Genomic DNA, 23,675 nt, shown 5'->3' on the forward strand with positions numbered 1-23,675 from the left:
TCTGCCTCGCCGGAAGCTGCCGGGGGTTCGGGAATTCCGACCGGGGATGGAGAAATTGCAGCATTTGCAAGGCAATGCTGGCGTTGGCGGAACTCCTCCCCATATGGTAGCTTCCGCTTCAAACGCGTGTCCGGGCCGATGAGACTCACCAAGCAGACGAGCTACGCGCTCCGAATTCTCCTGCACTGCGCGCTCCATCCGGACCAGCAGGTCAAGGCGGCCGAGATCGCGCGCGCGTACCAGATCACCGAGTTCAACGTCCTCAAGATCATTCCGATTCTGGTCCATGGGGGCCTGGTGAAGACCACGCGCGGCCGCAAGGGCGGCCTGCGCCTCGGAAAGGCGCCGAGCGAGATCAGGATCAGCGATGTCGTGCGCCTCACCGAGGACGCCGACATCCAGGCCGACTGCTTCGGCCAGGTGGCCGACAAGTGCCTGATCCGGCCGGCCGCACCGATCAACCGGATCTTCAACAGCGCCTTCAACGCCTTCCTCGACGTGCTCGAGCAGCACACGCTGGAAGATCTCGTGAAGGCCCGGCGGGCGCATCCCTGGCCCGGCGAGCCGGGGATGGAATCCGGCTTCGTTCCGGGCGGCGGCGCGAAGGACCCCGGCCCGCTCCTGGCCTATTTCGACTGAGCCGCTCCGCCCTCGTGCCTCCCATCCGACCTGGACGATCCTCGCGGTAAGGTTCGGGTAACCATGTCGCGCCATGCTGCCGGGAAACGAATTTCGCGGCAGCGGGACGGATGGCGCCCTTAAGCAGACCGGAAGCAGGATCGCAGCGGCGGAGAACCGAGCAGTGGACCCGTCCGCTGCCGACGCTCGCGGCGAGACCTCCCACGCCCTACCGGCCCCGCGCCGCATTCACCCTGGAGCACGGCCTCGCGCTCGCGGGCATCCTGCTCGCCGTCGCCTCCGGTACCTTCGCCGGAGCCATGATCTCGCGCACGCCGGCGCCCGGCCTGATCGCCACGGGCGCCGATGCGCCGGCCGGGCCCCCCGGCATCGCCTTCGACATCGACCGCCACGCGGACTGGGACAAGGGACCGACAACGACCGGCTCCCTCCCGATGACGGTCCGGCCGAAGGTCGAGCTCCAGAGCGCATCCGGTTCCGCGGACGAGGCTGCCGCCGCTCGCTTTGCCGGCGGCGAGCCCGCCGACGCCGGGGACTACCGCCTCCTGAGGGTCGCGGACGGCGCCGCCGTGCTGGAAAGCGCCGAGGGGCTTCGCCAGGTCCGCCCCGGCGCGGTGCTGCCGGGTGCGGGCCGGGTCGACGCCATCGAGTTCCGCGAGGGTCGGTGGGTGGTCGTGACGGCCGCGGGACTGATCCGGACCGCGGACGAACCGGAATCGCTCCGCACCACGCCTCTGCCGTGAGCCTCCACCCGCCGGGCGAGGAGAAGAGGAGCGAACGGAGGCGGCGCACCCGGCTGCGGGCCGGCAAGATCCTCGATTGCCGGAACGCCTTCCTGATCGAGTGCCTCGTCCATGACCGCTCGCCGGACGGAGCGCGGCTGCGGCTGGTCGCGCCGGTCGCGCTGCCCGATTCCATCCGTCTCTTCGAGGACGAGGACCGGAGGCTCGCCGCCGCCGACGTGATCTGGCGGAACGGGCAGGAGATCGGGATCCGGTTCCGGCCGGGCCAGTCCGACCTCGCCATGACGGCGCGCGCCCGTGCTGCGATGGCCGGCCCCTATTACGCCGTCGCCGAGCGCAGCCTCACGCGCCGATGAATTCGTGAACCTCTTCGAAGGAGCGGAACCGCCGCACCCCGAGAAGGGTCTCGATCTCGACGCTGCCGTCGCCGTAGACGGCATAGCTTCGGTCCCGAACCCGGCCGCGCTCCACGACCTGGTCGGCCGGCAACTCGGCCGAAGCGGCCTGCGCAGCCTCGCGGCTCCGCTCCGCCGAAAGCCGAAGGAGCGCGCCGAAGAGGCCGTCGAGCGCGCCGAAGCCGGCCACGAGCACGCCGATGACGGCCAGCGCCAGGCCGCTGACAATCGCCATCTCCGCAATCGAAACGAGCCTCGCATCTGCCGCGAGCCGCGCCGCCGGGCCGGCGCCTTCCGCCACGAACTGGGCCGCGCCGAGCATTCCGAGGAGGAGCCAGCCGCACGCGGCGAGCGCAAATCCCGACCAGGTCAGGCGGTTGAACCGGCTCATCCGTGCCGACCGGCCGGGCGGTCCCGATCTTCGAGCAACCGATCCGGATCGCCCCGGCGCGCAGGGCTCACCAAGGGACCGCGCTCGCCGGCACGTAGTTGAATTCCTCGACGAGCACGTCGGCTACGATCTCGGCGGCGAGACGGGCATTGACGCTCTCCGCGATCCGCCTCGTGAGGGCGGCGAGGTCGTAGCGGTCGAGGTGCCGGAAGTCGAGCGTGGGGTCGGCGTAGATCGCCCTGAACGCCTCGTCGGTGACGAATGCGAGCGAGGGCACGGGGAGGCTCGCGCTCCGTTCGGAATCGAGCGTGACGGTGAAGCTCGCCACAACATAGCCCTGCAGCGCGCCATCGGCGATGATCGGCACGCTGATCGGCCGGGTCTTTTCGAGGGCGAGGTGCTGCGCGGCCCCGCCGGTCTCGGCGCGGGCTTCGGCGCCGAGCTTCCACTCCATCGCCGCATAGCTCGCGGCAAGCGTGACGAGGCAGATCCAGAGGCCGGTCGCGACGAGCCGGATCATCCCCTCGCCCCGACCTGGCCCGAATAGGTGCCGTCGGATTCCGATTCCCGGATGGCCTCGGCAAGGAGCCCGGAGATCTCCTGCGCCGCCTTCATGTGCACTCTGAGGACCGCCTGGTTCGCATCGAGCCGGGCTCGAAGCGAACCGAGCCGCCTTGTCACGATCTCGGCATGGCCGGCACGTTCCACTCCCCGCATCGCGCGCGAGAGTTCGAGCAGGCCCAGGCTCTTGCGCCTGTTGAAATCGTCGAGATCGATGCGCCCGCGCCGGGCCCGGAGGGCCTCCGTCTCCTCGTCCACGACCGCCTCGAGCCGCGAGACCGCATTCAGGAACCCGCCGAGCGCCGGGCTGCGGTCGGCAGCGGATCGAAACGCTCCGCACGGCTCCAGATTTTCCGACATTCGCATGGTCAGCCTCGCTTCGTGACGCCGTGACGGACCGGTGCGGCCGCCTGATACGCCGGAGCCGCGTCCCCGTCCGAGGCCGGACCGGCCGCACCTGCGGGATGCGCGGCAAGCACGGCATCCGCGATGCCGATCCCGCCCGCCTTCGCGATCTGCCCGGCGATCTGCTCCGCAAACATGGAGCGCCAGACGGAGCCGCTCGTTCCCTTCCCGAAGATGCCGTCCGTGTCCTTGGGCAGCACGGCTTCCACGAAGGTCTGCAGCACGAAGGCCTCGAACCGGCGATAGGCGGGCGGCTCGCCGGCCGAGCCCCCGTTCCGCAGGGCGGACGCGTTCTCCATCCGCCTGAGCACCGCGGCCGAATCGGACCTGCCCGGATGCGGCGCGGGACGGATGGCGGCCTCCATCATGGCGTCGAAGGTCGGCGCCTGGTCCGGCGGAGCAAGCGCGAGCGTGCGCAGCCGGTCGGCTGCCGCCCGCGCGCGACCGGGATCCGCCGCACGGGCAACGTCCAGGATGATGTCCGACGGCGGTTGGATGGCCACGTCCGGAATACTCGCACTCGCGACTGTCCTGGTCGCAGGATGCCCGGGCAAGCTTACGGGAGGCTTGCGCTGCCCCCGCCGGCGATCCGGTCGATCACGTCCTCAAGCTCGCGTGCCTCCTGCCGTCGGCGCTCCTCATCCTCGAGCGCCGTTCCGAACCGCCTCGCCTGCTTCAGCCTGCGCCCCTCGCCGAGCAGCGCCGCGCGCGCCTCATCCGTCTCGCGCACGATCCGGTCGCCCTCGCGGGAAAGAGCGGCCAGCCGTCTGGACGCCTGCTCCAGGAAGAGGCCATGGAGGGCGTTCTCGGCGCCGAGGGCCCGGAGGACCTCGCCCTGGGCTTCGGCGTTCGCGATCCGGCGCGCTTCCAGATCCGCGACCTTCCGCTCCGCGATCCGGAAGAGCTCCTCCTGGACGGCGATCATGCGCCTGATCTGGCGCAGCCGGTCGGCCATCGCGCTCACCCGGTGAGAAGCCAGGCCGCGAAGCCCGACAGGAAGAGATGCAGCACCTCGCGCACCGTGGCATAGACGAGGAACAGGCCGCCCAGCAGGACGAACGGAATCGAGATGAAATAGACCGGGATCTGGGGCGTGAGCCGGTTGGCGAGGCCGACGCCCAGATTGACGACGACGCCGTAGACTACGAAGGGGCTGGTCACCCGGAGGGCGAGCACGAAGGCTTCGGAGAGCCGATCGGCCAGTCCCGTCAGGCCGAACCGGGGCGAGAACCCCTCCCCGACCGGAAGCGCGGCGTAGGAGGCCAGAAGCCCGCGCAGGATCTCCCAGTGCTGCTCGGTCGCGAACACCAGCACGGCGGCGGAGAGCATGACGAGGGACACGAGCGGGGGAAGCGGCTCCGCGTCGTCGATCGGCGCTCCGGGCATGTTGCCGAGACCGACCATCATGGCCGCCCCCGCCGCAAGCGTCTCGAGTGCGATGAAGAAGATGCGGCCCATCAGCCCGATCGCCGTGCCGGTCAGAACCTCCGCGAACACCGTGCCGGCGAGCGCCACCGGGCGGTCGTCCACGGCGAGACCGGAGACGCGCGGCACGAGGATCGGTGCAAGCGCGAGCGTGACCGCAACCGCGAGGAAGAGCCGGACCTGCACCGGGATGCGACTGCTCGAAAAGCCGGGCATCAGCATCAGGCAGCTTCCGATCCGGCAGAACACCAGAAAGGTCGCGAGCACGACCTCCGGCCCGAGCGGAGTCACGAGATCGTTCCAAGCGACCTGATCTCGACGCCACGGGCGATCTCCAGGTGCGAGAGGACCGGGAGCGTCGCAAACAGACGCTCGATGATGAGCCTCACATAGGGGCGCGCCTCGGGCGCCGTCACGATGACGAAGTGCTCGCCCTTGTCCATCCGTTCGCGAACCGCCTTCGTCGCATCGGCGCCGAACTGCTCCACCTGCCGCGGATCCATGTCGAATTCCACGACGTCTCCCTTGGCGTCGCGCTTGACGCTCTGGTGGAAGGCGAGATCCCAGCGATTGCCGAGCCGCAGCACCTTCAGCACGCCGTCATCGGCGAGATCCCCGCAGATCTGCGGTGCGATGCGCATCCGCACATGCTCCGCGACCTGCTCCGAGCGCCGGACATGGGGCGCGATCTCCGCGATCGCTTCCAGGATGAGATGCAGGTTCCGGATCGAGACGCGCTCGGCAAGAAGGAGCTTCAGAACGGCCTGCAGGCCCGAATAGGAAAGGTGGGCCGGACAGATGTCGTCGAGGAGGCGCTTGTACTCAGGCTCCAGCCGGTCGAGCAGCATGCGCATGTCGCGGTAGGACAGGAGCTGCGGCAGGCTGTTGCGGATCACCTCGCTCAGATGCGTGAGGATCACGGACACGTTGTCGACCGGATCGAAGCCCTGGCGCTTGAGCTCGCCCGCGAAGGCCTGCGGAATCCACAGCGCCTTCATGCCGAATGCCGGCTCGCGCGCCTCGTCGCCCGGGACGTCCGGAAGACGGCCATCCCCCGTTATGACGAGCACATCGCCGATCCGAAGGTCCTGGCGCGCCGCGACCGTGCCGTGGATCAGAACCTGGTAGCTCTTCGGCGGGATGGTCAGGCTGTCGGTGAGCCGGATCTCGGGAACGACGAAGCCGTATTGCTGGGCGAACTTCCGCCGCATCCTGGCCACCCGGTGGGCGAGCTCCCCGTGCGAGGCGAAGAGCGTCACCGCAAGCTGCTTGCCGAGGCAGAGCTCGATTTCGGCTGTCTTCAGGGATTCCTTGACCGAATCGGCCGCCTCCCGCCTGAGGGCGGCCTCCGCCTCCCGCGCCTTCTCCTCCTCCGCGGCTCGAGCCTGGGCCAGGCGGACCGGGATCATGCGGCCGACCGACGCCATCAGTCCGCCCAGAATGGCGAAGGGCAGGAACGGGAGCCCCGGCAGCACCGCGAGCACCCCCATCAGCAGGGCGGCGACGGAGAGCGCGCGGGGATAGGTTCCGAGCTGGCCGAGCACCGCCTGTTCCGCGGAGCCCCGCGTGCCGCCCTTCGAGACGAGGAGGCCGGCCGCGAGCGAGACGATCAGCGCCGGAATCTGGCTGACGAGGCCGTCGCCGACGGAGAGCTTCGTGAAGACGTCGGCCGCCTGGCCGAGCGGCATGTCGTGGCGCGTCACGCCGATCAGGATGCCGCCGAATATGTTCACCGCCGTGATGATGAGCCCGGCGACGGCATCGCCGCGGACGAACTTGGAGGCGCCGTCCATAGCGCCGAAGAAGGCGCTCTCCTCCTCCAGCTCCCGCCGGCGCTGCTGGGCGACCTTCTCGTCGATGAGGCCCGCGGAAAGGTCGGCGTCGATCGCCATCTGCTTTCCGGGAATGGAATCGAGGGTGAAGCGGGCGCCCACTTCCGCGATGCGCGTGGCGCCCTTCGTGATGACGACGAAGTTCACCGTCACCAGGATGACGAAGACGATGAGCCCGATGACGAAGTCGCCGCTCATCACGAAGCTCGAGAAGCCGCCGATAATGTATCCGGCCGCCGTCGTTCCCTCCGAGCCGTGCGAAAGGATCGTGCGCGTGGTCGCGATGTTGAGCGACAGGCGCAGCATGGTGGCGATCAGGAGGACGGTCGGAAAGGCCGAGAAGTCCAGCGGCTTCTGAATCCAGAGCGCCACCATCAGGATCAGGACCGAGACGGCGATCGAGAGCGCCAGGCCCATGTCGATGAGGACGGCCGGGATCGGCAGGAAGAGGATCGTCAGGATCAGCACGATCCCGAGCGCGAATCCGATGTCTCGCCCGCCCTTCCGCGGGAGGGCTGCCGATGAGGAGACCAGCGTGTCCGCCACTATCCACCCTTGTGCATGCGGCACCGAAGATGGCGGACCAAGCTTGCGCGGAGATGGTCGAGGCTCCGCGGGCCGGCGGCTTCAAAAGGCGTCAGAAGCCGCTTTCGATCCGGCCGTAGACCTGCTCCGTGAAGGCGTAGATCTGGCCGCCGATGAAGGGCGCGGTAAGCGTCATGGCGACGAGGATGACGACGATCTTCGGGATGAAGGTGAGCGTCATCTCCTGGATCTGGGTGACGGCCTGGAAGAGCGCGATGACGACGCCCACCAGCATGGCCGCGGCGACGGCTGGCCCGGAGGCGATGATCACGGTCCAGATCGCGTTCTGGACGAGGTCGAGGGCGTCCGCCTCGTTCATGTCAGCTGATCGTCACGCCGGCGTCGAGCACCAGCTCGTCGCCCGTGTCGAGAACCGCGACCGGCGCGCCGGAGGTCATGCGGAGCGCGGTGACCGTGCCGGAGACGGTGCCGTCCGCCGAGGTCGCGGTCCGGCCGATCACTCCGTCCGCCTGGGCAAGCGAGGAGGAGGTCAGGAGTGCGTCGAGCTTGGCGTTGGTCGCGATCCCCTGCTCGACCGTCGCGAAGGAGGCGAACTGGGCGACATATTCCGAGGAATCCATCGGGTTCGTCGGGTCCTGGTTCTGCATCTGCGCGATGAGGAGCTTCAGGAATGCGTCGTAGTCGAGCGACGAGGCCGAACTCGCCGAGGATGACGAAGCGGACGAAGCCGCCGTCGCGGCGCTCGTGCTCGAAGTCACTTCCATCCCGCCCTCCCTTCAGGCCGCACAGGGCGAGACTTCGCCCGCGGAATGCCTCAGGATCGCATCCTCGATCGGGAACAGCGCACGCAGGCTCTTCAGCGCGTCGAAGGGACGCCCGGCGCCCACCTGACGCTCGACGGCCGCAAGCCCGGCAAGCACGTCCTGACGTTCGAACGTGCCCACGAGGACGCCATGCAGCGTCCGGAACATGTCGCGCGCGGCGAGGGCCTCGCCGGGCTCCATCAGGATCGTCTGCACCACGAAATAGAGCTGCCGCAGCGGAGTCGTCGCCTGCTCCGGCTGCAGCACGTGGCTCTCGAGCAGGAAGGTGACGTCGTTCAGGAGCTCGAGCGACACCTTGCGGTCGACGCGCAGCACCGCGCCGTTGACGTAGATCTTCTCCCCGGGCCGGAGCGAGATGATCATGAATTCTGGCCCTTCAGGCCGTCCCTGATGGTCCGGCTGATCTCGATCAGGGGGACGAAGGAATCGGCCTCCTCGAGCCGGATCCGGTCGGCCTCCTTGACGATCCAGATGCCGATCGAGATGAGGCCGGCGCGCAGGTCCGGCGCGAGGCTGTTCCCGGGCGAGGCCAGATCGTCGAGCAGGATCGACCAGAGCCTGATCAGGAAGTGCAGCGACTCGGCTGCCTCGCGGGTGCCCGGGCCTGCCCTTTCGGCAGCCTCGAGCAATGCGATCGAGCGGTCGAACGCCTCGCGCTCGCTGTCTCGCATCGTCTGCGGGCGCTCATCGAGGACCTCGGCGTAAGCGGACTGGTACATCGCCCCCTGCCTCTCCTATCCGGACCCGATTTCAGATATATTTCAGGAGGCTGAGCTGCTGGATCCGAGCAGTCAGCGCATAGGCCGTTTCGATCTTCGTCATGAGCGCGTTGACCCGCGCCGAAGCTTCCAGCGGATCGACGTCCTCGAGAGCGCCGATCTGGCTCGCGAGCAGGTCCATCTGGACGTCCATCGTGTCGTTGGCATCGCCGATCCGGGCCTGCGCCGAGCCGAGCCGAGCCTGCATCTGCGTGATGCCGGCCGTGGCGCTTCCCAGGAGCGATTGCGCGGAGGCGACGACCGCGCCGCGCGCCTCCGCCGAGAGCCCGTCCACCCCGACCTCGCTCACCATGGTGAGCGCGGCCACGAGATCGCGCACCGCCGGATCGTTCGCGTTGACCGACGTCTCGACAAGCTCCGAGCGCGAGATGCGGCTGCGGATGTTGCGGTCCGAGGCCGAGGAGAAGTTCTCCTGCCAGGATCCGTCGTCGAAGAGCGCGGCAAACTCGCCGCCGAGGAACGACTGCATCGCGTCCGCGCCGATGCCGGAGGCGGAAGGATCGTCCGCCGGCATGCCGAATGCGCTCTCGAACGCCGCCGCGATGGCCGAACGGCCCGGCGAGCCTGCCTCCGCCAGGAAGTCGTCCATGGGCGCGGCGTCGACATTGATGCCGGCGAAGAGATGCGTGCCCTGATAGGTGGCGTTGAGGGTGGAGAGCACCGTCCCGAGCGCCTCCTGGGCGCGAGCCCTCAGGGTCTCCGGCGAGACGTCGCCCTCTCCGATGGAGAGCAGGGTGCCGAGAAAGTCCTCCGCGACTTCGTTGATCGTGCCGAGGGCGTCCTGGCTCGCCTGCAGGCGCGACGCGACGAGCTGGTTCGCGTCGGTCAGCGACTTGAGGCTCGTGCGCTCCTGGTCGAGCGAAACCAGTCGGCGCGTCTGCGCTCCGAGCGCGAGCCCGGCATCGTCGACCTTGCCGGTCGAAAGCTCCGACTGCGCCTTCAGGAGCTCGGCCTGCATTCTCTGCAGCGCGCTTCGCGTCGAATAGGCAATCGAACTGGTCGAGACGTTCATGGATTTCATGGCGTTCAGGCGACCTCGAGCAGGCTGGCGAGCATGGAATCGACGGTGGAGAGAAGCTTGGCCGAGGCCTGATAGGAGCGCTCGAGGCGAAGCATCTCGGTCAGTTCATCGTCGAGATTGACCCCGGTCGCGTTCGAGAACGCCTCGCCGGCCCGGTCGAGAAAGGCGGCCTGGTAGTCGGCATCCGACGAGGCGGTCTGCCGCGCCGATTCGAGCCATCCGATGGAGCCGTTCGCGAACGCGAGAAGATCGCTGTCCGTCCCCGATGCGCCGCCCGTTTCGAAGCTGCGGGCGGCGGTGATCGCCTCGAACAGCGCCTCGATCCGATCGGAGAAGCCGGCGTCGCCTTCCGGATTGGAGACATAGGCCGGGTTGGACGGATCCGAGAGGCCGCCATCACGGATGCGAAGAAGGCTGCCGCCCTGGGCAGGATCCGCGTTCGGATTGACGCTGATCGCGGCGGCGAGGCCCTCGAGCACCCCGCCCTCCGCCGGCATGGCCGGATCGCCGGGATAGGTGAACAATCCCGGCCGGACGGGGGCGGCGGACCCGTCGGCGGGCGTCTCGGCGAATGCCTCGATCACGCCGCGCGCGATCTCGTCGAGCTGGCGCTGGTACTCGACCGTCGCGCCGTCGCGGAGCTCGACGAGGCCCGTCAGCTTTCCGGACCGGATCGGCATGCCGCCTTCGCCGGTGACAGGCACGCCGTCGACGAACACGGGGTTTCCGGAGACGCCGGCAGCGAAGGCCTGCGCCGGCTCGAACGTCACCGAGCGCGCGACCTTGTCGAAGAGCGGCACGCCGCTATCCGTGTAGATCGCCATGTCGTTGTTGGCCCTGACCTGGACCGTGATGCCGATCTCGGAGGAAAGATCGCCCAGAAGCTGGTCGCGCGTGTCGAGGAGGGCGGTGACGTCCGTTCCGGCCGCCGTGCCCCGGACGATCGCCGTGTTCACGTCCTGGAATTTCGCGAGGGTCGCGGTGACATGGTCCACCGACGCCGCGATCGCCTCGTCGGCTTCGGCACGCACCGACTGGACGGCCTCCGTACCCTCGTGGAGCGACTGAACCAGCGTTCCGGCGGCTGTCAGAACGTCCTGCGCGGCGAGCTCGTCGTTCGGGGAGGCGGCGTAGAGCTGGAGCGCATCCCGCAAGGACGCCAGACCGGCGGCGGGCGAGCGCGCGTAGTCCGTTCCGAGCCCGGCCCGGATCGCCTCGAGCCCGTCCGCAAGCACCTGCGCGCCGGCCGAGGTCGAGGTGGCGCGAAGGAGCCTGTCCTGAAGCGCCTGGTCGCTAGCCCGCGAGACGGCGACGCCCCGCACGGATCCGTCCGCCGCTGTGAGCACGGCCGCGATCTTGCGCGTATAGCCCGGGTCCCCGGCGCCCGTGATGTTCCGCGACACCACTGCCGTCTGGGATGCGACCGCCCTCACGGAGGACTGTGCGGTGTTGAGGGCTGCTGAGAGGCTCATGGAGAAGGGACCTTTTACGACCGCCCCGTCAGCGCTTCAGATTTACCAGTACGTCGAGGAGATCGGCCCCGGTCTGGAACGCCTTCGAATTCGCGATGTAGCCGCGCTGGGCCTGGATCATCGCCGTCAGCTCGGAGGCGAGATCCACCGTCGAGCTCTCGAGCGCGCCCGAGACGACCGAGCCGAAGCCGGCAAGCCCGGGGAAGCCGACCACCACGTCGCCGGATTCGTTGCTGAGCTGGTAGACGTTGCCGCTGATGGGCGTGAGGCTGTCGGGGCTCGGCACGTCGGCAAGCGGGATCTTGTAGGTCGCCTTCCGCTCGCCGTTGTCGTAGACGGCGTAGACCGTCCCGTCCGCCGCGACTTCCACCGAGGCGACGCTGCTCGGAGCATTGCCGTCGAGCGTCGCCTCGACGAGCGCATAGTCACCCGAAAGCTCGGTCGTGCCGGCGAGGTCGATCGTGACGGTCGCCCCGTCCGGGATGGCGAACGAGAGCGCCGAAGCGCTGCCGACGGCGATCTGTCCGGTGGCGGGATCGAAGGTCAGCGTCTCGACGGAAAGCGGCGCCGAGGAATAGGGGAACCCGCCTTCCGCGGACGCGTCCGCCTGGTCGTAGACGGCGACCTCCCACGTGTTCTCGCCGGTCTTCGTGTAGTAGACGTCCAGAATGACCTCGCCGCCCACGCTGTCATAGGCCACCAGGGAGGTCTTGGCGCTGTAGGTCGAGCCCTCGACATTGTCGGACGGAAGGCTGCCGGCCGCCACCTCGGCGGCGTCCACGGGGAGGTTGACGACGAGATCCCCCTCGGTCGTCGGCGTCGCAACGAGCTCGCCGGCATCGATGTTGACCATCTCGAGGCCGGTCAGCCCGTTCGCCACGGCGGCCGGATCTCCCGCGTCGAGGCTGTAGCCCATCAGGTAATAGCCGGCCGCGTTGACGAGATTGCCCTCGCTGTCCGGGACGAACGAACCGGCACGGGTCAGGTAGGTGTTGCCCGACGCATCGCTGACGACGAAGAAGCCGCTGCCGTTCACCGCGAGATCGGTCGACGAGTTCGTGTATTCGAAGCCGCCCTGTTCCGAGATCGCGTAGGTCATGCTGCTGGTAACGCCGCCCGCCTCGTAGTCCTCGACGGCGCCGCGCACGACGAGCGACGAGAACTCCGCCTCCGCGCGCTTGTAGCCGTTGGTATCGGAATTCGCGATGTTGTCGGCGACGGCCGAAAGCCGGTTGGACTGGGCAGCCATGCCCGAGACGCCCGCCCGCATGACAGTATAGAGGCTCATCCGCACCTTCCCCGCGCGCAGTGTCCGCGCGAATTAGAAGTCAGGGAGCTTGCGTGAAGCTGTCCCGGCCCGGCGACCCCTCGCCGGGAAGCCGGATTACGGCGCCGTGAGGCAGTATCCGAGGTACCGCCTCGAATCGATCGGATCGTAGCCGAGCCGCTGGCGGAGCTTCTTGCGGAGCTTGCTGACGTGACTTTCGACCACGCTCTCCTCCACGTCCTCGTCGAAGATCCCGTAGATCGCGTTGAAGATCTGGGACTTGCTGACCCGCCTGTTCCGGTTGGTCACGAGGTATTCCAGGATCCGACGCTCCCGCCGCGGCAAAGGCAGGATTTCGCCCCTGATCTCCGGATCGCGGCCGTCGAAGAAGACCCGCATCTCACCCACGATCGCTTGCGCGTCGGCCGCCTCGTAGCGCCGGCGGATCGCGCCGACGCGCGCAAGCAGCTCGCGCACATGGACGGGATTGCGGACGACGTCGTCGACCCCGGCCGCGAACAGCTCGAGCGTCCGCTCCAGCGACGGATTCTCGTTGAGCGCGATCACCGGAGCGCGCGAGCGCTCCCGGATCAGCTTCGGATAGGCCGATCTGTCCTGGCAGTCGCCAAGAATAAAGGCCTCGACAGCCGACAAGTCGTCTGCGGCGACCGTTTCGACCCAGTCCCGGAACTCTCCGGGGCAGAAGCCGGTCGAGGAGATACCTTCCCGCCCGAACCTCGATGCATACCCGTTTGTGACGATGTCCCGATCGTCGACAATAATGAACACCCGAATGCCCCCGATTCGCCCGATTCCCCCGAATCACTTAGGCACCTTACATTGGGATTTTGACAATTTGAATCTTCTCGAGGAGGAAAGCGTCCGGAGCACCCGAACGAGCGCGATGCAGCCGGGGGCTGTGCGGCGGCGCTCGAGGTCTTTGCCGCGCTCCGCTACCTGCAGAAGCTCTTTGCCTCCGCGGTCCAGGATCCGAATCCGGAAGCAACCATGTTGCTGATCACCGCGCATACATAGCGCTTCTGCGCCGGGTTGTTGTTCGGGCCCGCATGATAGCGAGCAACCGCCATGGTCCAGCTGCCCTCCTTGGTGTATAGCGATTTCAGGAACCGGGCGGCGTAGCCGACATTCTTGGCAGGATCGAACATTTCGGCCACGGAATTGAACTTCTCCGCGTGGTAACGGTAGTTGATCTGCATGCAGCCGATGTCGATCAGGTCCGTTCCCGCCCGGCGCGCGGCCCCGAACCGCCTGAGCGCGTCGTCGACGTCGACCCCGAAGAACGGCTCGCCGGCGATATTCATCGCGAAGGGCTGCAACGAGCCGCGACGACCTGTCTCAGTGAGCGCGACCGCATAGAGCATGCCGAGCGGGACCTGATGGCGCTGCGAGGCGAGCGCCATCTCGCGCTCGCAGATCGCCGGGGCGGCCGCGAGAGCCGGCAGGCTGCAGGTCAGGCTAGAGATAGAGAGGGCCGCCGCGGCGAGCCCCCGAACCGTCGATCGCATTGGGAGGTCCTTCGGCGCCGCCGCGGGATGCCGGACGGAGAGGTGGCGCGGGGGCGCGGGGCTCGTCCCGCCCGCCGGACGCGTCCCCGCCCGCCAGCTCGCCCCCGGACGCCTGTCGCGCGATTGCGGAATCGGTCCGAGCCTCGATCCTCGGGGCGCGGCCGTCCGGGAATTCCGCCCGGGTGACGGTCACGGCCTCCAGGTCGAGCCCCGCTCGGCCCAGCCGCTCGCCGAGCTTTCCCCGATCTTGGTCGATCCGCCGCGCGAGTTCGTCATCGGACACGTCGAGCGCGACGCGGATCGCACGGCCTCGCAGCTCGAAGCGCACCCCGATCTCGCCGAGCGAGCCGGGCTCGAGGCGGATCTCGAGGAAGCGCGCCATGACGATCGGCCGCGCCGCAGGCGCAGGATCGAAGCCCGTCGGGCTCGGGCGGAGGAAATCCCCGCCCGCGCCGAGCACGGCTTCCGCAACGATCCGGTCGCCGATCCGAAGCGCGAGCTCCCGGTAATCGGCGGGAGGAAGATGCGTCTCGGCGTGCGCGGCAAGGATCCGCGGCGTCTCGAACGCCTCATGCCTTGGAAGATCCCGGGGAGCATCGCCGGACGCACCGGCGCGGTGCGAAACCGGCTCCGCCGCCGCGAGCGCGCCACGATCGTTTCCGGTCCGGCTGTGCGGACGGGCTGACGAACCGTCCCCGGATCCGTCGGAGAGCGCGGTCTCGGAACCGCTCCGGGCCCCATGCACGTCCGGCCGCGCAAGCTCAGACGATCGCTCCCGGCCGGAGATCGCGTCGGCGGCAAGATGGGCCCACGCACGCCCCGCGGCATCCAGCAGGCGCTCGCGCGTCGGCTCGTCCGGCGCCGCAGCGGCGTGCCGGACCGCGCTCCTCCGCGCCGATCGGGATCGGGCGGCCTCCTCGGCAGGCTCCGTGCCGGATCCGCCGGCGGCAATCCGGGAAAAGGCCTTCCTTTGTTCATCCAGGCAGCGGGGGTGGGCCATCGGCTCCGATCCGGAGGAGCCCTTGGGCGTCCGGGCGGCTGCCCGGCCGGCCTCCTCCGGCAGGGCCGCGCGATGCGGATCGACGCGCAGAGAGCGGCTCTCGGCCGGCGTTCCGGACGGGCGGGCGGACGGGCGGGCGGACGGCAGCGCTTCCGGGCCGTGTCCACTCTCTCCGTCCGGTCCCCCGCGCGAGCCGGGCGCACCGACGGAAGGCGACCCCGACCGGGCGGTGTCCGGACAGAACCGGTCGAAGGGCGGAGCCTGGAAGGGCGTTGCGGGACCGGCCGGGTATCCGGGAGCCTTGCCGCCGGCGGCGGCGGCGCCGCGATCGGATGGGGCCGCGAGATAGCTTTCGAACAGGCCGTCCGCCGACCCTCCCGGACCGCCCCTGCGCGAGCCGGACGGCATGCCGCCCGGGCGTCCTGTGTCGCCGGCTCCTGCCGGACTTGCGGGAATGGCCGTCATTGCAGGCTGGCAAGAAGCGCGTCGGCCTCGGCGACCGCCTTTTTGCCGCGCACGGCGAGGTCGGGATCGGGGCCCTGGCCCTCTGCCGGGAGCGCGCCCGCAGGCGCATCGGCCGGCCATTCCCGAAGCCGCGCCGACAGCGCCGTCGCCGCGCGGAGGAGATCGCGATCGGCGGAGCCGAGCAGCGCGGCGTCGACGCCCGCGAGCTTCCCAATGCCGAGATCGTAGGCCTCCGTCGCGATCAGCACCGCGGCGGCATAGAGATCGGCCCGCGCCCGCTCCGCCGTGCCCGGCCCGCTCAGCGCGGCCGCACGGTCGGCCGTGAGGATGGCGTGATCCGCCTTGCCGGAGATCGCGGCGGCGCGCGCGATCGCCAGATAGAGCGCGCGGCGGGTGCCGGTGTCGAGGCCGGCAATTATGGAGACGATCGGCCGCTCCGCGCTCGCGATCATCGGAAACTCGAAGCCGACCACGGCGGCCGCGAATTGCGGCAGGAAGGCGGGGGCATAGGCCGAATGCCGGAAGCGCCGGAAATATTGCCCCGAGAGAAAGGCGAAGCGATCGTAATCGCCCCGTCCGGACGCGAGCACCGCCTGCCGGCGCAGGGCCGCCTCCTCGATGAGCGTGCCCGGCGAAAGGAGGCGCGCGACATCGAGGAGCCGGTCCGCCGCGGCCGGATCGGCGGCCTCTTCGACCATCGCTTTCACGAGCGCGATATGGCCGCCGGTTCCGGCGGGAAGAGCGAGCGGGTCGATGCCGGCGAGCGCCTTCCGCGCCGCCTCGTTCCGCCCTTCGGTGAAGGCTATGGCGCCTTCGAGGAGCGCGGGAGGAATCCTGTCCGTGCCGCGCGCCTTCAGACGACGGAGCGGTTCGGGGCCCCCGCCGCTCAGGGCGTAAAGCAGCACCGCGCGCACGTTGCGCGGATCTTCCCACGCCGCCTCGGATGCCGCGGCGATCGACCGTCCGATGGCGCGAAGAAGCTCCGGCTGGGCCTTCTGCGCCTTGTCGTCGCCGGCCGCCACCCGGCCCTGAAGCGCCTGCAGGCCGCGCAGGAGACGAAAGGGCTCCTGCCCGGCCTCCGCGCAAGCCGGAGCGGCAGCGGCAAGCGACGCGGCAGTCGCAATCGCCAAAGACAGGGCGCGCACCCTCATCGGGCCTCCCGCCTGAGGAGTATCTCGATCCTGCGGTTTTCGGCGGCTTCCGGATCGGCGGGATTCCTGAGGTCCCGGTCGGCGTAGCCCTCGAGGCGCTCGATCCGTCCCTCGTCGAGCCCGCCGCGGACCAGCATGTACTGAGCCATGTGGGCGCGGGCGGTGGAAAGGCGCCAGTTGTCGTACTCCGCGGACCGGAACGGCCGGCCGTCCGTATGGCCCCGGATGACGATCCGGCCGGTCCGGCTCTCGAGGATCGCCGCGATCTTCTCCATGATCGCGATCACCTCCGGACGCGGCTCCGCCGAGCCGATCGCAAACATGCCGAAAGCGCGGTCGTCCGAAAGGTTTATGAGCGTCCCCTCAGCCGACGCGGAAACATCGACATGGGGCAGCACGTCACCTTTCCGCTGCGGATCGATCGCGCCTTCGAGCTCCGCCCTGACTGCCTCGGCCTCGCTTTCCGCAGCGCTCTCCGCCTTCCCCTCCGGGCCTGCCGAGACCGCCTCCGTCGGGCGGGCGGGATCCCCGGACGGCTCTCGCGAAGCTACCTCGGCCGTCTTCGCCGGAAGCGGGGCCGGGGCGGGTCCGGGCACGCCCGCAGCGGGCGGCGGCGGCGGAGGAACCGGGGCCGGTACGACGGGATCGGCGGCGCCGGGCTCGAAGGTGATGCCGTCGGGCGACGGCCAGGAGGCCGGATCGAACGGATCGCGAAAGGCTTCGCCGCCCTTCAGGCCCGCCTGATCGCCGCCGCCGGCCGCGCGCACCTCCTGCCGGTCTGGAATCCCGCCATTCGTCTTCGCATTGGCGGCTATCTCGTCGAGCACCGCGTACGGATTGGCGAAGAGGGCCTCCTCGGAATAACGCGCAGGCTGCTCCGCCGCAGCCGCGTGCTCCGGCGCGGGCGCTTCCTTCGGCACAGGCGGCGGCATCTCGGTGCCGTGACCCGCAATATCGCCGCCGTCGCCCTGCTTCGCCTCCGGCTTGGTGTCGCTGCCGCCCTCCAGCCGGCCGCCGCCATCGACGCGCTTCGGATCGCGGATTCCCTTCGGATTGGTGGTGGTGTCCGCGAGCTTCAGCGGATTGAAGTAGCTCGCGACCGAGGTCTTGGTCTTCTCGTCGGTCGCGTTGATCAGCCACATCACCAGGAAGAACGCCATCATGGCCGTCATGAAATCGGCATAGGCGATCTTCCAGACGCCGCCGTGGTGGCCGTCACCATGGTCGTCGTGGCGGCGGCGGATGATGACGAGCTCGTGCTCGCCGGCTGCCGAACTGTCCGCCATCAGTCGCAGGCCTCGTCGAGACGGCGGATCCAGGCCCCGAGTTCCGTCTCGATCAGGGTGGCCCCGGCAGCGACCCGGACTTCCGCCCCCGCCCCCGCCTCGAAGACGACCGCGTCGGATGCCCGGCCGAGGCGCGTCCGCACGGCCTCGAGGAGATCCGCCGGGCCGCTCACGCGGACCAGTTCGTGCCCGCCATGATCGAGGAGGGTCGAGACGGCATCCGAAACGGCATGGACCGTTCGCACGCGAAGCCCGGATTCCACCACGGGCCGCAGCGCACGGGCCACCTCGGCCTCAAGCGACGCGCGGAGTTCCTTCAGCGCGGACGAGAGGCCATCGCCGATCCTGGCGCCCTCCTCCGCCGCCCAGCGGGCGCGCGCCTCCTCCATCGCGGCGCGATGCGCGGCCGCCTCCTGCGCCAGCCGCGCCTCGAGCTCCGAATTCGCCCGCGCCCGCTCCTCCTCCCGCCCCGCGGCCCGCGCCATGGCGAGCTGTTCCGCGAGCGTCGGTCCGGGATCCGCCACGAGCCGCTGCCGCTCGTCCGGATCGGCGATTTCGGGCTCGTCGGCAGCGGGAGGCGCGCTAAAATCGGTCAGATAGCGCGCGATGGAGACGACCGTCATGCCCGGGCACCCTCGTGAATCCACTGCTTGAGGATCGCGGCGGCGTGCTCCTCGTCGAACTGGATCATCTGTTCGAGCCGCTTCTGCGGCGTTCGCGTCATCTTGCTCGTGAGGTCCTCGATGAGGCTCACTTCGGCAGCGGGCAGGGCCGGCGCCCCGATCCCGTCATCGGTCCCGGACGGCAGCTGGGGCTCGACCGCCGCGACCGCGACGGAAGCTCCGCCCGGAACGGCCGGCTCGAACCGCTGCAGCAGCACGGAGGCGGCGGGCCGCAATCCGAACCAGATGACGAGGAGCGCGATCACCAGGATCGTGCCGGCATTGATGAGCGTGCCGGACTGGCGGAGGAGAATCTCGGAAAGGCCCGGCGCCGGCACCGGGTCGAGCTTCCCTTCGTCGCCCAAGAACTCCACCAGCGACACCTTGATGTCGTCGCCGCGATCCGCCTTGTAGCCGCTGGCGGATGCGACGATGTCGTGGATCTCCCGCATCTGCGCGTCGATGGCGTCCTGGCTCGGGCTCTCGCCGAGGCTCGCGAGGAGCCGCGGCCTGTTGACAAGCACCGCCACGGTCAGCCGGTCGAGCACGTAGCCGTCGCTCGTCGTCGTCGTGGATTTCGAGGACACCTCGAAATTCGTCACCTCCTCGCGCCGGTCGTTCTCCTCGTTCGACCGGTCGGCGGCTTCCGAGCCGACCTGCTCGTTCGGAATGTTCTGCTCAACCGTGGTAGGCGGCTTCGAGGTGGCGTTCTGCGAGGTCTGGTTCTCGCGGATGACGCGGACCGAGCGCTCCACCCGCGAATCGGGATCGTAGACGGTCTCGCTGATCTGGCGCTTGTCGGTATTGAGCCTCGCGGCGACGCTCACCTGGAAGTTCTCAAGGCCGAGATAGGGCGCAAGGGTGGTGCGGATGCGATCGCGGATGCTCTCGCCGAGCTTCGTCTCGAGCCCGACGAGCTTGCCGGGCGCGAGGTCGACGGACCCGTCCCCGGACGCCAGGATCGCTCCATCGGTGTTGAGGACGGTCACCTCGCCGGCGGTCATGCTGGGAATCGCCGCGGCGACCAGATGGCGGATCGCCTGGGCGCGCGCCGCATCGTCGCCCCCTTCGCTGCGGATCACCACGGAGGCGGACGGCGGCTGGCTGCCGCGCCGGAACGAGCCTTCGTCGGCGAGGACGAGGTGGACGCGGGCTGCGCGGATGCCGCGCATGGTCTGGATGGTGCGGGCGAGTTCGCCCTCGAGCGCGCGGACCCGGGTCACGCCCTGCATGAACGAGGTGAGGCCGAGCGATCCGAGATCGTCGAAGAGCTCGTAGCCGGCGCCGGCGCTGTGCGGCAGGCCCTTCTCGGCGAGCAGCATGCGGGCGTGCCCGGTATCGCCCGGCCGAACCAGGACCGCGTTCCCCTCGGCATTGACGTCGAAGAGGATGCCGGCCTCCGCGAGCGCCGCTCCCATCCGGCTGACGTCGTCGCGCTCGAGCCCCGTATAGAGCGTCACGAGTTCGGGCCGGCTCAGATAGTACCCGCCCAGGCCGACGAGCGCGAACACCGAGAGACCGACGAGCGCGAGCGCGGCGAGGCGACGCGAGCCGAGCCCGATCACGTTCGCCCACAGATTTTCCAGCTGTTCCCGGCCCAAGATGGAACCCATGACCGCACCAAATCAGTCCGGGTCGACCTTCCGACAGGAACCTTGCGCGGGCATTGCAGAACGAGAAAGGCCGCGCCCCGAAGGGCGCGGCCCGCGACCGGGATCTTCTACGCGATCAGCGGAACAGCGAGAGAATGTTCTGGCTGCTCTGATTGGCGATCGAGAGCGCCTGGATGCCGAGCTGCTGCTGGACCTGCAGGGCCTGCAGCTTGGTCGACTCCTCGTTCATGTCCGCATCGACGAGCTGGCCGACGCCGCGGTCGATCGCATCCATCATGTTCGAGACGAAGGAATTCTGCAGCTCGACGCGCTTCTTGGCGGCGCCGAGATCGGAGGCCGCCGTCGTCATGGAGGAGAGCGCCGCATCGACGCCGCTGATCATGTCGTCGATGTCGGTGTTGTCGATGCCCGCAGCGGTGATGTCGAGGGTCGCGACCGAGACCGTCACGCCGCCGCCGCCGGTCGTCGTGAATTCGGTGTCGAGAATGCCGGTACCGGTAGCGTCGGCGTCGAAGAGGGCCGTGCCGCTGATGTCGACGTCGATCGTGCTGACCGAGACGGCGCCGGTGGAATCGCGGGTGAAGGACGCGACGATCGACTTGGTGGCCGAATAGCTGGTGGCACCGGAATCAACCGAGAGCCAGTTCTCGCCCGAGAAGGTCGCCGCGGCGGCGTTGTTCGTGAGCTGCGCCTGGAGCGAGGTGATTTCGGACTGGATCTTGGCGCGGTCGACGCCGGGCTCGCGGGCGGCGACCAGCTTCGTCTTGATATCGTCGACCACCTCGATCGCGGTGTTGATGCCCGTCGAGGCGACATCGAGCTTGGCTGCGCCGAGGCCGAGCGCATCCTTCACGGTGGAGAGCGCCTTGTTGTCCGAACGCATCGTGGTGGCGATCGACCAGTAAGCCGCGTTGTCGGAGGCGTTGCCCACCTTGTAGCCCGTGGCGATCCGAGCCTGGGTGGTCTCCAGGGTCTTGTTCGTCGCGGAGAGGGTCTGCAGCGCGGTCATCGCCGCGGCGTTGGTCAGAAGACTCGTCATAACGCTATGTCCCAATCTTTGTTGAATTCGGTCAGGGACATACCGGACTTTCACCGGTACGGCTGGGCGGCGTCATGCCTTTGGAGCGGAGGGTGCGGGCTCCAACCGGCCGTAGGCAGACGTCTAGCCGGATAATATTACCGGCGGCTTAACGGCCGGCGGCGATCTCAGCCGTAGGAGCGCACGAGCCCGCCGATCAGCATGTTCCAGCCGTCGATGAGGACGAAGAACAGGATCTTGAACGGAAGGGAGATGACGGTCGGCGGCAGCATCATCATGCCCATGGACATGGTCAGCGTCGCCACGATCATGTCGATCACGAGGAACGGCAAGACGATCAGGAACCCGATCTCGAAGCCGCGGCGCAGTTCCGAGATCATGAAGGCCGGGACGAGTATCCTGAGGGAGACCGGGTCCTCCGGTCCGGGGCCGGCAGCCTCGCTTGCGGCAAGATCCCGGAAAAGCCTCAGGTCCTTCTCGCGCACCTGTTCGAGCATGAAATCGCGGAACGGATCCGCAATCAGCGTGAAGGCCTGCGCCTCCGAGATCCGGTTCTCGAGAAGCGGCTGAAGCCCGTCGCGCCAGGCGCGGTCGAAGGTCGGTCCCATCACGAAGAAGGTCATGAAGAGCGACAGGCTGACGAGGATCAGGTTCGCCGGCGTGCTCTGCAGGCCCAGTCCGGAGCGGAGGAACGAGAGCGCCACGACGAAGCGCGTGAAGCTCGTCACCATGACGAGGAGGCCCGGCGCGACCGCCAGGACCGTCAGCAGCGCGACGAGCTGGATGATCCGGCCGGTGGCGCTGCCCTGCCCTTCCGGGATCAGGCTTCCGAGATCCGGCACCTGCGCCAGTGCCGGAGAGGCCAGCAGGAGCAGGCCGGCGACAAGGGCGACGCGCTTCACTGCACGACCAGGGTGAGGATCACGAGCTCGCGGACGGCCCCGTCGGCCCGGATCGCGGCGCGGTCGGCGAGGTCCTCGCGAAGATGCTGGAGCCCGCTCGCGCCCTCGATGTCCTCGAGCGAAACCGTCCTCAGATAGGCGAGGATATCGCCGGCGATCGCATTGGCGACGTCGTCCGGCAAAGGGGCAGCCGGATCCTTGAAGACGAGCGAGGCTTCGAGCCTCACGGAAGTCGTCGCGGGATCGCCGAGATTCGTTATGACCGGGGGCAGCGGATGGATGTTCGATGGCCGCGCGTCCCCCGACCCGTGCTCCGCGGCCGGGCCGGCGCCGGCGGGAGCGGCGGCCTCGTCCGCAGGTGCCGTCCAGGCGGGCAGACGCAGGCCGAACAGACCGCCGGCGGCCCCGGCGAGAAGCGTCAGGACCGCGACCGCGCCGATCGAGGCGCCCGGACCGGGCCCCTTCCGCGTCTCGCGCCCGGCCGGCGCGGGCAGTGCCTTCGGCGCCATTCCGCTCTTCCGCCGCTCAGTACGGGGTGACGGCGTCGTAGAGCCGCTGCCCCCATGCCGGCTGCTGGACGTCGGTGAGACGCCCGCGGCCGCCATAGGAGATGCGCGCCTCGGCGATCTTGTCGTAGGGAACCGTGTTTTCCGGCGAGATGTCGCGCGGCGTGACGATTCCCGCGATCTTGAGGACGCGGACCTCGAAGTTCACCCGCACCTCCTGAGAGCCGCTGACGAGGAGGTTTCCGTTCGGCAGCACCTCGGCGACGACCGCCGCGATCGAGAGCTCGATCTTCTCGGAGCGGTCGATCGAGCCCTTGCCGTTCGACTTCGAGGTGCTGTCCGCGGACCCGTCGGCGCTCAGGCTCGATCCTTCGCCGTTCAGCGAAAAGCCGAGGCTGAGCCCGGTCTTGCCGCTCGCCTCCCGCGAGCGCCCCGAGGCATTGTCGAGGGTCGCCCGGTCGTTGATGGCGATCCTGACCGTCACGATGTCGCCGACCTTCGAGGCCCGCGTGTTGCTGAAGAGATTCGGCCGGCTCGGATCCCAGAGCGACTGCTCGGAAGGACGTGCCACCGCCGGAAACGCGGCGACCGGCACCGGCTCCCGATAGGCCTGCAGCCCGCTTCCGACCGGGCTCAGGCGCGGCTCCCGCCCGAAATCCTGCAGCTCACCGGCACAACCGGAGACGGCGAGGCCCGCCGCCGCGAGAAAGGCAATGCGCGTCATCACGATTTCTTCCCGTCGGCTTCGTCGTCGCGCTTGCCGGCGATCGCATCGGCGAGACCTGCCGCCCGTTCCGGCGCCATCTCGTTCAGGATCGCGCTGGCATTGCGCGCATTGAGCTTGGCGAGAATGGCGGCCGCCGTACCGCCGTCCATGGTGACGAGCTGCTGCGCCGCCGCGTCCGGCCGCATCTTCGCGTAGATCGCGACCACGCTCTCCTCCGCGCTGGCCAGCAGCGCCTCGCGCCGCCGCACCCACGCCTCGAGTTCGGCGCGTTTCGCCTCGAGTGCGGCGATGCGGGCCTCGACTTCCTGCTCGACCTCGCGGAGCCTCTTCGCCTGCCACTGCACACGCGCCTCGGCCGCCGCGTCGCCGATATTGCGGCAATAGCGGTCCGCATCGCTCTGAGCCTCGGCGGGCTTCGCCGTTTCGGCCGCGGCCGGCGCGCCGGATGCCATCGCGACCGCAATCCCGGCGAGGACCGGGAGGAGCGGCGTCAACGGT

The 23,675-nt window shown here is 69.1% G+C and carries 30 protein-coding genes; 4 read left to right on the top strand and 26 right to left on the bottom strand.

The features are described from left to right. The first annotated feature begins 138 nt into the window (after positions 1-138). The 3 genes from E4O86_RS04365 (at position 139) to E4O86_RS04375 (ending at position 1,738) form a co-directional block, all read left to right on the top strand. Positions 139-639, top strand: a complete 501-nt coding sequence (locus E4O86_RS04365; RefSeq protein WP_161139297.1) for an Rrf2 family transcriptional regulator — start codon at positions 139-141, stop codon at positions 637-639. A 110-nt stretch (positions 640-749) separates the two neighbouring features. Next, on the top strand, positions 750-1,382 hold the full coding sequence (locus E4O86_RS04370) for a hypothetical protein (protein WP_161139298.1): 633 nt from the start codon (positions 750-752) through the stop codon (positions 1,380-1,382). Continuing rightward, positions 1,379-1,738 (top strand): PilZ domain-containing protein, encoded by a 360-nt coding sequence (locus tag E4O86_RS04375; protein ID WP_161139299.1) that lies wholly within the window; start codon positions 1,379-1,381, stop codon positions 1,736-1,738. Before E4O86_RS04370 ends, E4O86_RS04375 begins: the two co-directional genes overlap by 4 nt. Here E4O86_RS04375 and E4O86_RS04380 read toward each other — a convergent pair. The 17 genes from E4O86_RS04380 to E4O86_RS24015 form a co-directional block, all read right to left on the bottom strand. After that, positions 1,725-2,168 carry a hypothetical protein gene (locus E4O86_RS04380; RefSeq protein ID WP_161139300.1) on the bottom strand — a complete coding sequence of 148 codons (444 nt, stop codon included), beginning with the start codon at positions 2,166-2,168 and terminating at the stop codon, positions 1,725-1,727. The genes E4O86_RS04375 and E4O86_RS04380 overlap by 14 nt on opposite strands. Before the next feature lie 67 nt (positions 2,169-2,235). Then, positions 2,236-2,688, bottom strand: a complete 453-nt coding sequence (locus E4O86_RS04385; RefSeq protein WP_205520696.1) for a hypothetical protein — start codon at positions 2,686-2,688, stop codon at positions 2,236-2,238. Beyond that, positions 2,685-3,095: a hypothetical protein gene (locus E4O86_RS04390; protein ID WP_246206203.1), complete on the bottom strand. Its 411-nt coding sequence runs from the start codon at positions 3,093-3,095 to the stop codon at positions 2,685-2,687. The genes E4O86_RS04385 and E4O86_RS04390 overlap by 4 nt, the downstream gene beginning before the upstream one ends. 2 nt (positions 3,096-3,097) lie before the next feature. Then, positions 3,098-3,502 (bottom strand): rod-binding protein, encoded by a 405-nt coding sequence (locus tag E4O86_RS04395; protein ID WP_425500109.1) that lies wholly within the window; start codon positions 3,500-3,502, stop codon positions 3,098-3,100. A 188-nt stretch (positions 3,503-3,690) separates the two neighbouring features. Next, a complete protein-coding gene (locus E4O86_RS04400) occupies positions 3,691-4,089 on the bottom strand; it encodes a hypothetical protein (RefSeq protein WP_161139302.1) in 399 nt (132 codons plus the stop codon). 5 nt (positions 4,090-4,094) lie between these two features. Continuing rightward, positions 4,095-4,850, bottom strand: coding sequence for a flagellar biosynthesis protein FliR (gene fliR / locus E4O86_RS04405; RefSeq protein ID WP_161139303.1), 756 nt, complete (start codon positions 4,848-4,850; stop codon positions 4,095-4,097). Next, positions 4,847-6,937 (bottom strand): flagellar biosynthesis protein FlhA, encoded by a 2,091-nt coding sequence (flhA, locus tag E4O86_RS04410; RefSeq protein WP_161139304.1) that lies wholly within the window; start codon positions 6,935-6,937, stop codon positions 4,847-4,849. Before flhA ends, fliR begins: the two co-directional genes overlap by 4 nt. A gap of 91 nt (positions 6,938-7,028) precedes the next feature. Continuing rightward, positions 7,029-7,295: a flagellar biosynthesis protein FliQ gene (gene fliQ, locus E4O86_RS04415; RefSeq protein WP_161139305.1), complete on the bottom strand. Its 267-nt coding sequence runs from the start codon at positions 7,293-7,295 to the stop codon at positions 7,029-7,031. Position 7,296: 1 nt separating this feature from the next. Next, complete coding sequence (gene flgD, locus E4O86_RS04420) at positions 7,297-7,701, bottom strand: flagellar hook assembly protein FlgD (RefSeq protein ID WP_161139306.1); 405 nt, start codon at positions 7,699-7,701, stop codon at positions 7,297-7,299. A gap of 12 nt (positions 7,702-7,713) precedes the next feature. Next, positions 7,714-8,124, bottom strand: coding sequence for a flagellar biosynthesis repressor FlbT (gene flbT, locus E4O86_RS04425; RefSeq protein ID WP_161139307.1), 411 nt, complete (start codon positions 8,122-8,124; stop codon positions 7,714-7,716). Further along, complete coding sequence (gene flaF / locus E4O86_RS04430) at positions 8,121-8,480, bottom strand: flagellar biosynthesis regulator FlaF (RefSeq protein WP_161139308.1); 360 nt, start codon at positions 8,478-8,480, stop codon at positions 8,121-8,123. Before flaF ends, flbT begins: the two co-directional genes overlap by 4 nt. A 31-nt stretch (positions 8,481-8,511) precedes the next feature. Then, positions 8,512-9,561 carry a flagellar hook-associated family protein gene (locus E4O86_RS04435; RefSeq protein WP_161139309.1) on the bottom strand — a complete coding sequence of 350 codons (1,050 nt, stop codon included), beginning with the start codon at positions 9,559-9,561 and terminating at the stop codon, positions 8,512-8,514. Positions 9,562-9,566: 5 nt separating this feature from the next. Next, positions 9,567-11,033: a flagellar hook-associated protein FlgK gene (flgK, locus tag E4O86_RS04440; RefSeq protein WP_161139310.1), complete on the bottom strand. Its 1,467-nt coding sequence runs from the start codon at positions 11,031-11,033 to the stop codon at positions 9,567-9,569. Positions 11,034-11,061: 28 nt separating this feature from the next. After that, entirely contained in the window at positions 11,062-12,321 is a 1,260-nt protein-coding gene (locus E4O86_RS04445; protein ID WP_161139311.1) for a flagellar hook protein FlgE, read from the bottom strand. A gap of 96 nt (positions 12,322-12,417) precedes the next feature. Further along, positions 12,418-13,089, bottom strand: coding sequence for a winged helix-turn-helix domain-containing protein (locus tag E4O86_RS04450; RefSeq protein WP_161139312.1), 672 nt, complete (start codon positions 13,087-13,089; stop codon positions 12,418-12,420). Between the two features lie 164 nt (positions 13,090-13,253). Then, entirely contained in the window at positions 13,254-13,826 is a 573-nt protein-coding gene (locus E4O86_RS04455) for a lytic transglycosylase domain-containing protein (RefSeq protein ID WP_161139313.1), read from the bottom strand. After that, on the bottom strand, positions 13,777-14,154 hold the full coding sequence (locus E4O86_RS24015; RefSeq protein ID WP_425500111.1) for a hypothetical protein: 378 nt from the start codon (positions 14,152-14,154) through the stop codon (positions 13,777-13,779). Before E4O86_RS24015 ends, E4O86_RS04455 begins: the two co-directional genes overlap by 50 nt. On the opposite strand from E4O86_RS24015, the gene E4O86_RS23445 reads away from it, so the two are divergent. Beyond that, the gene (locus E4O86_RS23445) at positions 14,074-14,511 is read left to right on the top strand and encodes a hypothetical protein (protein ID WP_246206205.1); all 438 of its coding nucleotides are present in this window, start codon (positions 14,074-14,076) and stop codon (positions 14,509-14,511) included. The two genes, E4O86_RS24015 and E4O86_RS23445, sit on opposite strands and share 81 nt — an antisense overlap. A gap of 776 nt (positions 14,512-15,287) precedes the next feature. Here E4O86_RS23445 and E4O86_RS04465 read toward each other — a convergent pair. From E4O86_RS04465 to E4O86_RS04505, 9 genes are all read right to left on the bottom strand, one after another. After that, entirely contained in the window at positions 15,288-16,442 is a 1,155-nt protein-coding gene (locus E4O86_RS04465) for a chemotaxis protein (RefSeq protein WP_161139315.1), read from the bottom strand. Continuing rightward, on the bottom strand, positions 16,439-17,728 hold the full coding sequence (locus tag E4O86_RS04470) for a MotB family protein (protein ID WP_161139316.1): 1,290 nt from the start codon (positions 17,726-17,728) through the stop codon (positions 16,439-16,441). The genes E4O86_RS04465 and E4O86_RS04470 overlap by 4 nt, the downstream gene beginning before the upstream one ends. Then, positions 17,728-18,351 (bottom strand): hypothetical protein, encoded by a 624-nt coding sequence (locus tag E4O86_RS04475; protein ID WP_161139317.1) that lies wholly within the window; start codon positions 18,349-18,351, stop codon positions 17,728-17,730. Before E4O86_RS04475 ends, E4O86_RS04470 begins: the two co-directional genes overlap by 1 nt. Next, entirely contained in the window at positions 18,348-20,003 is a 1,656-nt protein-coding gene (fliF, locus tag E4O86_RS04480; RefSeq protein ID WP_205520698.1) for a flagellar basal-body MS-ring/collar protein FliF, read from the bottom strand. The genes E4O86_RS04475 and fliF overlap by 4 nt, the downstream gene beginning before the upstream one ends. A 115-nt stretch (positions 20,004-20,118) precedes the next feature. Continuing rightward, entirely contained in the window at positions 20,119-21,042 is a 924-nt protein-coding gene (locus tag E4O86_RS04485) for a flagellin N-terminal helical domain-containing protein (protein WP_161139318.1), read from the bottom strand. A 167-nt stretch (positions 21,043-21,209) separates the two neighbouring features. Continuing rightward, positions 21,210-21,944 carry a flagellar type III secretion system pore protein FliP gene (fliP, locus tag E4O86_RS04490; RefSeq protein ID WP_161139319.1) on the bottom strand — a complete coding sequence of 245 codons (735 nt, stop codon included), beginning with the start codon at positions 21,942-21,944 and terminating at the stop codon, positions 21,210-21,212. Further along, positions 21,941-22,453 carry a flagellar basal body-associated FliL family protein gene (locus E4O86_RS04495; protein WP_161139320.1) on the bottom strand — a complete coding sequence of 171 codons (513 nt, stop codon included), beginning with the start codon at positions 22,451-22,453 and terminating at the stop codon, positions 21,941-21,943. The genes fliP and E4O86_RS04495 overlap by 4 nt, the downstream gene beginning before the upstream one ends. 16 nt (positions 22,454-22,469) lie before the next feature. Then, positions 22,470-23,174, bottom strand: coding sequence for a flagellar basal body L-ring protein FlgH (flgH, locus tag E4O86_RS04500; RefSeq protein ID WP_161139363.1), 705 nt, complete (start codon positions 23,172-23,174; stop codon positions 22,470-22,472). Beyond that, positions 23,174-23,671, bottom strand: a complete 498-nt coding sequence (locus tag E4O86_RS04505) for a MotE family protein (protein ID WP_246206206.1) — start codon at positions 23,669-23,671, stop codon at positions 23,174-23,176. Before E4O86_RS04505 ends, flgH begins: the two co-directional genes overlap by 1 nt. Positions 23,672-23,675 lie beyond the last annotated feature (4 nt).

Source organism: Propylenella binzhouense, assembly GCF_009866965.1.
GTDB lineage: Bacteria > Pseudomonadota > Alphaproteobacteria > Rhizobiales > Afifellaceae > Propylenella > Propylenella binzhouense.